The following is a 12650-nucleotide window of genomic DNA, read 5'->3' as shown; positions in this document are numbered from 1 at the left end:
TCAGGCAGCGCGCCAGCAACTCATCTGACGGGAGGCCGCGCTTGACCTCGTTTGCTGCGCTCTGAGCAACAACTGGCCGAAGCACGCTGCTCAACAAGCAGCCGGCATCGTTCAATCCGGCTATTGCATTTCCGTTTTGCTGCGGCAAGCCGATCGCTACAACCGTAGCTTTTTCTTGGTCGCAAAGACGGCTCTCGGCAATATACTGTCAAAGAAATACGCCGGCGTTTTCGGAAGAAATAACCCTGAAGTGCCAGTTTAGTGCAGCATTCATCTTCTCTCCAAGAAAGGCGCATGGGATGCTTTCCGTCATAAACACAGATTTTGGTGGCGACTGCGACGACCAGAAGGCCATTTCCCAGCATATTGCGGAACTAGGTCCGGATGATCATTCCTTTTTTATCGTGAGCGGGCCGCACCCGAAACGGGCCTCCGAAGCAATTGCCCAAGCTTATTATGCCAAGACAGGCAAATACCCTGATGTCGCTTTGGGTCAGCAATTCGAGGCACAGAAAGTTCCAGAAGAGAAGATTTACAGCCTCATCAACGGTCATCCGATGCACATGCAAAAAGTGGACGGATTTGAGCCGGTAACGCCGGAAGTGCTACAAACAAAAATAGATAATGCAATCAAGCGCGGTAACTTCGCACGGTTCGAGCAGTGTGTTTTTGGCCCCCTGCACAAGGACAATGAGTATTATAATCCGTCAGCAAGATTGGCTTCAGACCCACTTTTGCAAGAAAATTGGGAAGCGCTTTCAAAGACGGCAGTCGTGCAGTTTCAGCGTGCCCCAGATGGCTTAGGAGGCTTCAAATATAGTGGAAATAATTTCCAAAAAAGCAAAGTAGGTGTTCCGGACAAATTTAATGCGATGCTGTTGGAACATGGCTATACCAGAACATATTTTGAAGGGGCCGTAGCGAAATCACTCGATTTCTTGCTGTCGGCACGGCAAGACAAACTTCCTGGTATTGAAAAAGCCATCTTCACATATATGGAGAACCTTCAAGTTCCGTGGGCCAGCATGCCCGGAAAATCCGGGACAACAGCCGAACCTGGGCAGATGCACGTTGCTATGTTTACGCGCAAAGGTGAAGTGCCGTTCGGAGTTCATGTTGCCGGGGCCATCCCCCCGGGATTTGGTATCGAGCGTCTAGCAAAAGAGGTGTGTGGTGTCCCCCCCGGAACCGAAGATTTCACCAAACTGACCGTCAAAATCCATGAGGAACTGGATCGATTTGACGGTGAGGTGCTGCGGCAGTTACAAACGAAGCGTCCCGACCTTGCCGATATTGATGTCCCCACTATGCGTGCTGACATGCATGCCACCATGATGGGTGCCTTGCAAGAATTCGCTGAAAAAAAGGGAATTCCCGGCGCTTCCTTTACCAGCTTCAAACAATTCTTTGATGCAGCGAAGGACCAAGACATAGAGTTGAATCCATTTACCTACATGGATGAATTCAAGGAAAGACTGTTTAAAAAAAGCTCCATGGTGAAGGATATCACGGGTATCGCTCAAGAGCAGGCTGGCCTTCCGGGGCCTGATGGCAAAAGCCATCTCGATAGAATGACCTCCATATTGAGTGGTTATGGCGCACGGGCCGTTATGTACGACGCGGTCACTCTTGCTGCAGCGCATACTGTCGAAAAGAGCCCGGAACTTGCGGCGCATTTTGCAGAGACGGATGGGACGCGTAACGTAACGCAGGCTAAAGTCACCAGCCTACGTGAATCAAACCCGGACCTTTACAGGGAATTCAGTAACGGTATCAGAGCTGAACTCAGTCGAGACGGCGGCGCTCTGGCTATTGCGGCGCCGCATAGAGATTCCACGGTGTCCGCAAGGGAACCAACGACTACTACATCTTCTTCCACCAACACCCAAGAGCGCGGCCAAAAGAGGTCTGCAACCGAGGCCGGTCTTGCGGAAGGGCCGGAGTACGGCGCCAAGCGGCAAACTTACCGAACCCTAGGCGCTGGCGATCCCGTGTCAGTTCGCACCGAGGGGTCAACACGTGCGGCGTTGGCGGCGTTGAACCACGAACGCGATAGAGATAGAGATAGATCGCCAGTGCGCTGATCCGCTCTGTGGTGGTCACATTGCAAATGAGGTGACTGCAGAAATATCAAAATGTCGATCTACGTCCACGATGACCTTTCAAAGCCTGCATCAACTCGTGCCGCGACACGAATTCTGGGAGCCGAACGCGCCTCCGCAGAATGCTCGTCGACTGCTATTGTAAGGCTCGCCGAGCGACATTGCCTTTCTCATGAGAACCCCGCACGCGCTCAATAGGCGGCGCGTGTAGGATATCGCAGCCTCAACTCGCTACGGCACCAATTGAGAACTCGCGTTACGGTATTACGGTACCGACGGGGCAAAGCGGTCACCACCAAATGTATAGTCCAGCGAGCCATGGTAAGACGGCCATGTCTGAATGCCGAGGCTAAACGCCTCGGCCAGTCACACCTTCAGCCCACGGAGCAGACGCTCCAGATTTCGCTCCCCGTCCTTGGTCTGCGCACCGGCCTTCAGCCCGCCCCGGATCAGCTTTTCGGCCGCGGGGCGTTCAAAGAGGCCCGCCCAAGCGTCGTGCTCGTGGCGGAATCCTTCCCGCAGGTCGACCGGTGGCACAGCCTTTTTGGCTGCGGCGATGACGCCTTCGGGCAAGGCGGCAATGTTGCGCGCCAACCGATCGACGAAACTGTCGAGTTGGGCCGCAGGCAGTGCCCGGTTGATCCATCCGTAACGTTCTGCGCTCGCCGCATCGATGAGATCGGCGCCGAGGATCACTTCAAGAGCTCGGCCACGCGTCATCCGGCTGGACAGATACTGGGTGGCGCCACCGCCGGGCGTGATGCCCATCAAAGCCTCGCATTGGGCAAGTCCCGCCTGGCCTTGCGCGGCAAACGCCATGTCGGCCGCCGCGACGAACTCCGCTCCGCCGCCCCGCGCCAGCCCGGCGAGCTTGACGATCGTCACTTGCGGCTGTTCCCGCAGAAGCTCGCCAAACGCCTGGAACGGATTGAGGCCTTCCGGAGCCTCGCGAACAAAATCGTCGAAGGCATGCGGCTCATCGATCAATGTCATGTCGACATGGGCGATGAAGAATTCCGGATCCGCGCTCTCAAAAACCAGTACGCGGGTGTCTGGATCATCGCGAACGGAGAGAAGAAAGCGGCGAATCTCGCTCATCAAAGGCACATCGAGGACGTTTACCGGCGGATTGTCGATGGTGATCGTCGCAACGCCGTCTGTCCGGGAAATTCGAAGCCGGCCGAAATCTGTGTTTGTCATACCTAAAATCTCTATTCTTCGGGAAACTCTGGCGCTGTATTTTGCACCATTGACCCTAAAGTATTCATCGGATACCTAGCGTCAATTACGCACCCGAAGCATCCCAGGGATGCCGGAGGATACCGATGGATGAGCCGACAAGTGAAAATGACCCGATCTACCGTGCCGACTGCCCGAGCCGCGTGATCCTCGACCAGATCGCAGACAAGTGGTCGATGATGGTGCTGGCAGTGCTCAGCGAGCCCCGGCGCTTCAACGCCATCAAGCGTCGTCTCGATGGCGTCACCCAACGCGTGCTGACCCAGACGCTGCGCAAGCTCGAGCGCAACGGCATGATAACACGCAGGGTCCTGGATGGACGCCTGCTCGGCGTCGAATATGCGCTAACGCCGCTCGGGCGATCGCTGCAAGGACCATTCTCGATCCTGTTCGATTGGACCGTCGAGAACATCGACGTGATTCAGGGCTGCCAGCGCTGCTATGACGCACTCCAAGATCAGGCCGCGGTCTGAACTGTAGCATTGAACAGCGGTTGGTGTGTGGCAAGCTCTTCCGGGTAAGATTGGCGCGACACGAGATTGCTCCCGCATCGCCCCACTGATGTCACACCGGATCCGCCAGAACGGACCGGCTCATCTTCCGCTCCATGCCCAAACGCTTTCCGCGTCACGGCCTTCCGGGTGCCTCGTGCGCCTTAAGGTCGGCTCGGCGCGCATCGGAAATCCGCATGCGTTTTTCGTTGCGGGGAAGCGGGCGAGACTGGTGGGAAACCGGTTCATACAACGGCCTAGCGCCGCCCAATAGCGCTGTTGATCTCTTTGAACCTCATACCCTACCGCTGCACAGCCTCCTCGCAACTGTCTTCCCCAGTAATGGGCGCTTGAGAAACCGGTATCGCAGCCGATCTTGCCGAAGGACAGTTGGTTGTATCGCGCTCCAATCTCACTGAACGTTTGACGGGCAAGTCCAAGCAAAAAAGCGATATCTCAATAGCTGAACTGCCCGGCGAAATTGGGTCCCTCTCGCGACGTCCAAACGAATGCGTACCCGTTAAATTCGCTTCAACTGAAACTTTATTCCGGTGGCTGCCGAATAGATTTGGTCAGCAAAAATGCGCAAGATTGGCATTTTCTAATATTGGAGGTAGCAAGTGGAAAATGAGATAGAAACACGCTGGAAAGGTGCCATACGACGGCTCGGACGTACCCCTGGGCGAGATGCCGAAACTGACGCGGTTCCCCCGGAACGTTTCCAACACGTTTCGCGGTCGCATCACAAAGAAGGATGGGTTTTATTTTCCCGCCATATGCTAAAAACGACACTTCCGGTGTATACCGAACTCGCTGTCCCTGGAGGAAACAGCGTCTTGTTGCTGAGCGAGTACGCGTTCAATGCGCGACAACTAGACGCAATCGGAAACAATATCGCCCGCGCACGAGACTATGCACAAAAGGCTGCTACGTTAAAGCCAAGTGACAATAAAACATTGACGCTGCTAAAGCACCACTTCAAGTTTGATTACGATCCAGACGAATTTCCATCCTCTAATATTACCTATATTCATAATAATCTCCAGCTTATATCGGAAGGCCTGAGCGGTCCAAATGTCACTATCAAGCTGCACGATAGTTTTTCGGATGATGGCCCAGAATATCGTATCGACGGACTCGCCAAGAAAGCCTACCAAACAGGCGGTAGAGAAGCGCCTAAAGTTAGAATGCGATTGGCGACGCGGGTAGCATTATCTCCGGAAGAGGGACCTAGGGTCATCATTCACGAAGGAGGGCATAATGCTGCGGGCCTCGACGATCACGGCGAGCGGGGATATGTTTGGGCATTAGCGGCAACAAAAGAAGGGCAACCATTGTTTTATCGTAAAGGGGGCCTAACTTCCGAAGAAGCTTTCAAAAACGCTGATAGCTACGCTGCATTTTGTTGCGACCTGCAGAGATGCCCACCCACGATCATGTTGACTTCTCCTTCGACTGAAAAACTGCAGTTCCCGCCGAAAGGGGCCGAGGAAAGGTTCAGCGACGGGACACACGAACCGTCCGGCGAGCCAGTCAAAACTACGAACCCAACTTTGGTGTCAAAGAGCTCGAGTTTGTCGAGCGCGAATGGCAGATCTCAAAGTCTTGACGATCGGCCTCGGTCCCCCTTGGTTCGATGAGCATTCGGAAAAGAGCAGACGTTATACTCCTCTACCACTTACAAAGCCCCTGAACCGCACCTCTAAGAGGCGGTCGCCTGACTTTCGGGCGGTACCAAGGCATTTACAATCCGGACGCGCAGGCCATGTTTCGGTGCTCATAAAATTCCGGGAAACGTTTGATCTCCTCAGGTAAATCGGCAATTTCCAATCCAGCGAGGTATTCTTTGCGAGCACGTGCATCTGGCTTATCCAGAGCATACCACTCGTGCGGAATTCTCCGACGCTTTTGATTGTTGATGGAACCTTCTAGCAGTTGGAGGTTTGGCAACAGGTTATGCGGAAGGGCCTCGTATACGCCAGCCTTACGGAGCTGTGCATCGGTGAAACGTCGCTGCGGATAAATGTGATCCACGTGGAAGTGCCGGGTGAGATCGAATCCCGGAAGGATAAGGGATAGCAAAGCGAACGTTCGGGCGTCGCCATAGGCCACCTCGGACAGCGCATCGATTTCGACGTCTGTGAACGCCAGCGACTCCCCGCGAAGCGCCATCACCGCCCCGAGCTGGGTGACGAAGCCTTCAAAGAAGGTGAATTAGGTTTCGACCGTAAAATGTGCGAATAGAACCACATCATATGCGGCCGGACCGCAACCGTCAGCGTTCGACCACTTACATGAGAACAGCTTGGCTCAGGTCAGAAGGCCGGATCTGCGCGTCACGCCCGGTCCGTTCGGCGTCGAGCTTGCCGTTGAGGAAACGGTGGATTTCCGGTAACCGCGCGTCGAACTGATAGCAGTTTCGTCGGATAGCCGATCCGCGTGAGGGCGCGAGGCTCGGTCTTGTCTAAATAGATATGGCGCTCCTCGACGCCTACCTGGTCCAGGCACTGCGCTGCAGATCGGGTGGCTGGCGCCCGTCCCGCTCGTAATTTGTCGCAACGGCATCTTGCTCGATGAGCTTCGAATAAACGAATGGAGCCTCACAGGCCGTGGCTTTCCCGACGCACGGATTCCATCAGGGCCGCTCGCGCCTCGTTTGCAACTGCCCTAGTTTCTCGACTTTTTGCTCGCTGCTCGATGATCCCGTCATTCCCAGCCCGCTTCAAACTCTTGCCGCGATCAAATTCGCGTATGCTTGCATCAAGCATCTCGCCAAGATCCGGGCGATTACGCCTTATGTCTTCAAGTGGGCGATTGTGTTCTGGCAGCAGGTGATCATGCGCCCTCGCAATGGCCCCAGCTGCGGCGCCCCGAGTGATAGTGTTTGGTGCGCCTTTCTCTCCGAAAATAGTAATGGCTTCGTGAATGAGGGATGATCGATCTTCAGGATTTTCTAGATCACCAATACATGACGTCCGGGCGGTTAAGTCGAGGCCGCGGGCCTCGTCCGCATTTCTCAAAACACGCCCGAAGACCTCTTGCTCCTCTCGTTCGGTCAGCAGGCGTTGCGCCGTCGAGGCTTTTACCTTCGGATTTGCCGCGATGGTCCCGGGCAGCGTCTCGTGCCAAATCAGTTGCTCCCTCCAGCCCGCGCTCAGGGCCCGCGCGATGGCGGGGTCTTCCAGCCGTACGTTGCGCGCGGCTTCCAGTGCTGCCCCCGGCTGCCCGTCATCGACACGGCTGTTGTATAATACGGCACCCTCCCGGTTGAAAAGGCGGATCGGGACACGCGTTTCGTGGTGGATCATATCCAGACTGGCCGGCAGCTTGTCGTAGATTTCATCGGATATGGCGGCGGGGATATGGCGGCCGAAGCCGTGTTGATCCAATGATTTGCTGAAGCGGTGATCAACACCCCAGTCGCTTTCTAGCTTGTGCGCCGCAATGGCCATGACATCAACGTCGTAGTCGTTACCCTGCAAGTACTGGATTAGTGCAGATGCGTTTTCCACGTCGCTCAATGTGGAGTCGTAAATCAGGTCCCTTTTCTCCTCTACCGTGGCACCGAGCAGTTCGTAGGCTCGATCGACGGCGTCGTAGTGGGTCTGGCCTGACCAGGTATACGGGTAATCGGCCCGGATCGCGGCAACGTCAGGGTCGGAATCGTGGAAATCGTCTGGATCAATCTTGCGAAAACCGTTGGCCAACTCACGCTCGGCTCTGCGTGCTAGCCCACCTTTTCCGGCACCAGATTGGCCCGCCAAGAGGATCGCCCTTGGCCGCCTGGCCTGGCTGAGGCCGCTATCTGGGTTGATCTCCTCTGCAGAAACCTCGGCCTGAACGGTCGGATCGAGTTCAGTGTCGGAGGTGTTCATTCGAATAGCCCCCTGTTCGTCTGGAAGTAATCCCAGAGATCGTCCATCAACCCTAGCCGCATACCTCCATTACCCGAGCGCGCGCGAAACATGACCGACCCCTTGGCCTTCGCCCGCTCAATGGCCGCTGGATCGCCCGCGCTCTCAGCGGCCTGGAGCTCTTCCCCGGCTTCGGCGATGAATTCTTCAAGTGCGCCTTCGAGCGCCCAGATGGCCTCGTCGAAAGGCATCAGCCTGATTTTTGGTGTTGCGAATTCTTCTAATGCTTCTTGCAAGCGATCGAGATGCGTCGGGTAGTCCTTGAGCATCTCCCGCAATGTCTGGGGAACAGATGGAGGGGCAAGGGGGGGCATGGGGTACTCCATACTGCATGGTGCGCGAATGAGCCAAGCTTGGCGATTGGTCCGTGTGTTGTCGGCCCTTGGCCGCAAGATTTTTTGTGACAATATCTGACGCACGGCATCGGTTAAACCAATGTCGCATTTCATTTGTCATACCCAAAAGCGCTTCTGAGCTCGACTTTATACAAAATTCTTTGGGAAATCCTGCCATATGGCTTTTCGGCTGCACTCTGGCAGCGCTCGAACCGAGCGGCGCGTGGCACGGCATTGTCACAGGCAAACGAGTGTACTCCGACCGTCTTTTCGTCGGCGCGGCCGCAGCCCCAAATTGCAAAGCCAGCAATTGCGGAAGAAACCCGTTTGGGTTGCGTTCGTGCATCGAGCGTATAGAATCGACCAACCGTTCTGATTTGAAAGCACACCCAAGACGATGATGAAGACAAGCCTCGATCACCTGCCGGAGACGAAGCGCCAGCAGCTTGCCCGAGCGCTCGACATCCTGCGCGAAGAGTTCGAGGATGCGCTGGCGGCAGGGGAGGCGGAGTTCAAGAAAAAGGGCCGAATCCTCAAGGTCATTTTGTTCGGCTCATACGGGCGTGGTGACTGGGTCGACGAGGAGCACACCGGCAAGGGCTATCGCTCCGACTACGATATTCTCGTCGTCGTCAACAATCGCAAACTGACCAACTTTACGACCTACTGGAACAACGCCGCCGACCGGCTGTTGAGCGACCGGTTGCTGAAGGGCATGCAGGTTTCGTTCATCGTGCATTCCAGGCGCGAGGTGAATGACGAGTTGAAACGCGGCAACGGGTTCTTCTGCGATATTCGCCGGCAAGGCATCGTGCTTTATGAGCTCGACAGCGAGCCACTGGCTGAGCCAAGGCCGATCAATACCGCACTACAGCTCGAGATCGCGCGCGACAATTATGAAAGCCGGTTTCCGCATGCTACAGGCTTCCTTGACACCGCCCAGTATTCGATAAGCAAAAGCCGCGGCAACGAGGCTGCGTTTCTCATCCATCAAGCGATCGAACACGCCTATTCAACCGTGCTTCTCGTCCTGAAGAATTACGGCCCACCGACACACAATCTGCGTTCGTTGCGTGGTTTCGCAGAGGAACTGGATAGACGGCTGACAGAGGCCTGGCCCCAGGATCGGCAGCGCTACGTCGCCTGGTTCAACACAATCAACGAAGCTTATGTGAAGGCGCGGTATTCGAAACACTATCAGATCAGCGACGAGGCCCTTGCTTTCCTGATCGAGCGAACAACTGTCCTCCACGGCCTTGTCAAGTTGGTCTGTGAGGAACACCTTTCCCGACTGGGCAACGACAGTAACGATCTGGATCGGGACTAAGCATAAGCCGATCTTCGCTTGAGCGCATTGGGGCACTTGGCGTGCCGACCCGCGGAATAAGACGTCGATGTAAAGTGGCTGCCAGCGGTCAATTGACGTTGACCGGCTTGCAACCCATGAATTTCTTGCCGTAAATGGCGCGTCTGTGAAGTCGAACGCTCAGACAGAAGGCCCCAGATCATCCTCGTCGGTCACCGGTAATCTTTCCATATAGTTGAGCTTGAACAACCCGACCCGGCCGAAAAAACACGGATGGCCGCCGTCCTGCTGCACCCTTCCCCGGGGGAAGTCATCCTGAACCTGATCTCCATTAAAGATGGCATCCGGAAGTTTTGGAACGGAAATCCCGAGCCGATAGGAACTTACGAGTGCACGTATTTACTTTTGAACGTTTACACAGACTTACAAAGATTACGTCCGGCTTATATCCTGCCCCACTGCCATATGACTAATCCTGCCGCATAGGACGCCATGCTCCCTCGCGAGACCACTCTTGCTTCAGTTGCCTTACGTCGGAGTGACCGGCCGCCAAGCCCTCGCAACAGTTCTGAGCGCATGCCCGGCCTCACGCATTTGCAAATACGAGGTCGCTTAAGACCATGTCAGCCAATCACCACGCCACCTGACACGGAGATTGCTCATGCGATGGAGCGACACGTCAGCTTGAAACCGGATGACGCTCCTTCCGGCCCCTTGGCGGCACCATTGAACCACCGCCTTTGGGGCTGTGCTCTTGGCACGAAAAAGAATAGGCGAGGATCGGAAGCAACGTCCAATCGCAACGCTGCGCCCCCTCCGAATGCGGGGCCCCTGTTTCGGCCGCTCCGGAAATTGGCTCAGCCGTGACGCGTCAGCTGAACATAGCATCGCCGATCCAAAACTTGGATTTGTCAACACGGAGGAAAGACCCTCCGGCAAGAAAAGTCTATAAAACCGGATTGCCCACCACCTGAGAAACTCCATCTCACAGAAGACCACGCAAACGCACAGGCACAACTCTTACGCATTCCTTGCTTTCCTGACCTAACTTCATCGCCTCGCATCCAGCAAAACTCGCCAGCATGAGCTCTTCAGATAATCCAACGATGGCGCAAAGCGTCGAAGACGAAATCCGCTTCATCAACGACAAGTTGGCCGCGCTTTCCGCGACCCGCAAGCGTAGCGCCCTATATGCTTACCGGGCCCCTCTGGAGGCGCTCCGAATTCGTCTGAGACAAATTAAGGGGGCACCATCCCTGATGACGGTCGTCACCGCACAGGGTCCTGCGCGCGGCGACACCATCATTCAGCAAGTCAGAACGTACCTTGAAAGCAAGGGTGAGACCGCTGCAGCAATTCACCTCGAAGCGGCAGTCGACGCGCTCCGAGGCCTGGCCGTCAGCCAGCAGCTGCAAGAGGACCGCCACGTCATGGACAACCTGTTAGACAAATACCGCCACCTGACCCCTAAAACAAAGCAGACTTACAGACACGCTCTACTCGATTTCTTGGATTTCCGGAGCATTCAGGATCAGGTCGAACCCCTCACACAGACCCTCGCCGCAGGAGGCGATGCGAGAAATATCCCGCTCGTGAAGGAGTGCATAACCTACTTTGGTCAAAAGCAGCAGGAGGCTATTGCACGAAATCTTCCTCCGGCATTCGAACTTGTCCGAAAGTATCACCCCGACTACAAAGTCCCCTGGAATTCGTCCAGATGCTACATCAAACTTGTGGTGACCGCGAACCACGAAATAGCCGATAGAACCAAAGACACGCATATCGTTGCTCTGAACGCGCTTGAAGAGCATCTGCCGCAAATTGATGTGGCAGCAAAGTTCATGGAGGTCGTCACCGGCTCTACGTACCCCGAAAAGACCCTGCAGGATTGCGAAGACTACTTTGCTCGGAAGAAGATGAAAATCGCTCGCAAACACCTCACTCCAGCACTCGAACGTGTCCGACGTGTCAACAACCCGCAGGTGAAAGCGGCCTACAGCTTCATCGGCTCGCAACTAGACCGCTACAACACCTGCCTCGTTGGCGAAAGAGAAGAAATCGAGATCGTTTTGACGGAGGTTGCCATGTGGCTGCTCCAAAATCGTGATGCCCGATCCCTCAAAGACGTCATCACCGGAATAGGCCAGGAGGGAACAATCTCGCGGGCGGAAGATGATATGGTCCTGAAAGCGTGCGAGCAGCATCTTCAGCGCCCCAATAAGAAGAAAGCTCTGGCATGTCTCTTCCCGGTTATCAACTTCATTCGCGGGCACAGCAGAAGCCTGGCTCCACCGAACGACATGGCGGTCGATGAGGCCACCCCGGCAATCGACGGCCTGCCCGAACCGGGCCCATCAGAGGTCAACAACGATCCCGGCAGCACGGAGGAAATGATCCGTCGCTTGATCACCTACCTTCTACGCCTCACCACCGATGAAGAAAAGCTCATTTGTGAGACGGTTTTGACGGCGCTTGCGACGTGGCTGGGACAAAATCCTGACCTCCCAACCTTCGGCCGGTTCATCGCCGTAACAGTCCAGGGGCAGGACCCGCTCTCGCAAGATGGTCTGGAGGAAGAAGACCCGCTCCTGTATGGGGGCCCGGCAGAAAACGACTGGATCCTTATCATGTGCAGAGAGCATCTGTTTGCGACCAGCCAGACGCTCGCTTACGATCATATTTTCGGGGTATTCGACTACTTACGCGGGCACAGCGACCGCACCAGCGAGATCAAAGCGACCTTCGACCTGGGTGGTGGAACCTACTACAGGGCTTGGATCGACGCGGTCCTCCCAAAGCTCGGAGCCTTTGTACAAGCAAACATCTCCTCCGAGACCGGCGTCGTTGTCTATGATCAACAAGGCACATGTATCGCTGCCCCACCGACTGAGAATTCCACGCCCCTTGTCCTAAGGTGCGACGAGCATCGCCATTTCGATATGCTCCAGCCCCCAAGCGAATTCAACGCATCGGAACGGATTATCCTCCCAAGCGACCACACAGCGATCTCGGCTGACGGTTACCAATACGAAACAGAAAATGATCAGGGTCGTATTTCTCTATTCATTTGCCTGGCAGAATACAACGCGCGCGGGGTCTTCACGCGCCACTCCGGTCGTGGACTGCTTGATCCCGAAGCAGGTCCTGACGAGATCCTTGCTCGTTTCGACAGTTGGATGACAATCTTCCATCCTGACCTGAGATCGCAACTGAATGCCGCTGCGGATCTCGCTTGGCTCAAGACCGTAACCACAATGCTTTGG

9 protein-coding genes are annotated in these 12650 nt (G+C 55.5%); 5 read left to right on the top strand and 4 right to left on the bottom strand.

Annotation, left to right across the window (positions count from 1 at the left end; all coding sequences use genetic code 11):
- Nucleotides 1–299: 299 nt before the first annotated feature.
- Nucleotides 300–2084: a hypothetical protein gene (locus C6558_RS38435; protein ID WP_107028819.1), complete on the top strand. Its 1785-nt coding sequence runs from the start codon at nucleotides 300–302 to the stop codon at nucleotides 2082–2084.
- A gap of 384 nt (nucleotides 2085–2468) precedes the next feature.
- Here the strand turns inward: C6558_RS38435 and C6558_RS38430 are convergent, their stop codons facing one another.
- Nucleotides 2469–3302 carry an enoyl-CoA hydratase/isomerase family protein gene (locus C6558_RS38430; RefSeq protein WP_107028818.1) on the bottom strand — a complete coding sequence of 278 codons (834 nt, stop codon included), beginning with the start codon at nucleotides 3300–3302 and terminating at the stop codon, nucleotides 2469–2471.
- A gap of 125 nt (nucleotides 3303–3427) precedes the next feature.
- Here C6558_RS38430 and C6558_RS38425 point away from each other — a divergent pair, with 125 nt between their 5' ends.
- Both C6558_RS38425 and C6558_RS39835 read left to right on the top strand, forming a co-directional pair.
- Nucleotides 3428–3814 (top strand): helix-turn-helix domain-containing protein, encoded by a 387-nt coding sequence (locus tag C6558_RS38425; protein ID WP_107028817.1) that lies wholly within the window; start codon nucleotides 3428–3430, stop codon nucleotides 3812–3814.
- 638 nt (nucleotides 3815–4452) lie between these two features.
- Nucleotides 4453–5472, top strand: a complete 1020-nt coding sequence (locus C6558_RS39835) for a hypothetical protein (RefSeq protein WP_146160982.1) — start codon at nucleotides 4453–4455, stop codon at nucleotides 5470–5472.
- 103 nt (nucleotides 5473–5575) lie between these two features.
- Here the strand turns inward: C6558_RS39835 and C6558_RS38415 are convergent, their stop codons facing one another.
- The 3 genes from C6558_RS38415 to C6558_RS38405 form a co-directional block, all read right to left on the bottom strand.
- Nucleotides 5576–6004: a hypothetical protein gene (locus C6558_RS38415; RefSeq protein ID WP_245449360.1), complete on the bottom strand. Its 429-nt coding sequence runs from the start codon at nucleotides 6002–6004 to the stop codon at nucleotides 5576–5578.
- Between the two features lie 428 nt (nucleotides 6005–6432).
- Nucleotides 6433–7707 (bottom strand): zeta toxin family protein, encoded by a 1275-nt coding sequence (locus tag C6558_RS38410; protein WP_107028815.1) that lies wholly within the window; start codon nucleotides 7705–7707, stop codon nucleotides 6433–6435.
- The gene (locus tag C6558_RS38405; protein ID WP_199197122.1) at nucleotides 7704–8060 is read right to left on the bottom strand and encodes a hypothetical protein; all 357 of its coding nucleotides are present in this window, start codon (nucleotides 8058–8060) and stop codon (nucleotides 7704–7706) included. Before C6558_RS38405 ends, C6558_RS38410 begins: the two co-directional genes overlap by 4 nt.
- Before the next feature lie 421 nt (nucleotides 8061–8481).
- On the opposite strand from C6558_RS38405, the gene C6558_RS38400 reads away from it, so the two are divergent.
- The gene (locus C6558_RS38400; RefSeq protein ID WP_107028820.1) at nucleotides 8482–9408 is read left to right on the top strand and encodes a nucleotidyltransferase and HEPN domain-containing protein; all 927 of its coding nucleotides are present in this window, start codon (nucleotides 8482–8484) and stop codon (nucleotides 9406–9408) included.
- 1061 nt (nucleotides 9409–10469) lie between these two features.
- A partial coding sequence (locus tag C6558_RS38395; RefSeq protein ID WP_146160981.1) for a hypothetical protein occupies nucleotides 10470–12650 on the top strand: 2181 nt, incomplete at its 3' end.

It is taken from the genome of Ensifer sp. NM-2, from assembly GCF_003024455.1.
GTDB lineage: Bacteria > Pseudomonadota > Alphaproteobacteria > Rhizobiales > Rhizobiaceae > Ensifer > Ensifer canadensis.
This window is presented reverse-complemented; position numbering and strand designations above follow the sequence as displayed.

Bases quoted from the DNA above. Each gene is read 5' to 3' on its own strand.
- C6558_RS38435 (WP_107028819.1), top strand. From the start codon at position 300: ATGCTTTCCGTCATAAACACAGATTTTGGTGGCGACTGCGACGACCAG.
- C6558_RS38430 (WP_107028818.1), bottom strand. From the start codon at position 3,302: ATGACAAACACAGATTTCGGCCGGCTTCGAATTTCCCGGACAGACGGC.
- C6558_RS38425 (WP_107028817.1), top strand. From the start codon at position 3,428: ATGGATGAGCCGACAAGTGAAAATGACCCGATCTACCGTGCCGACTGC.
- C6558_RS38415 (WP_245449360.1), bottom strand. From the start codon at position 6,004: ATGGCGCTTCGCGGGGAGTCGCTGGCGTTCACAGACGTCGAAATCGAT.
- C6558_RS38410 (WP_107028815.1), bottom strand. From the start codon at position 7,707: ATGAACACCTCCGACACTGAACTCGATCCGACCGTTCAGGCCGAGGTT.
- C6558_RS38405 (WP_199197122.1), bottom strand. From the start codon at position 8,060: ATGCCCCCCCTTGCCCCTCCATCTGTTCCCCAGACATTGCGGGAGATG.
- C6558_RS38400 (WP_107028820.1), top strand. From the start codon at position 8,482: ATGAAGACAAGCCTCGATCACCTGCCGGAGACGAAGCGCCAGCAGCTT.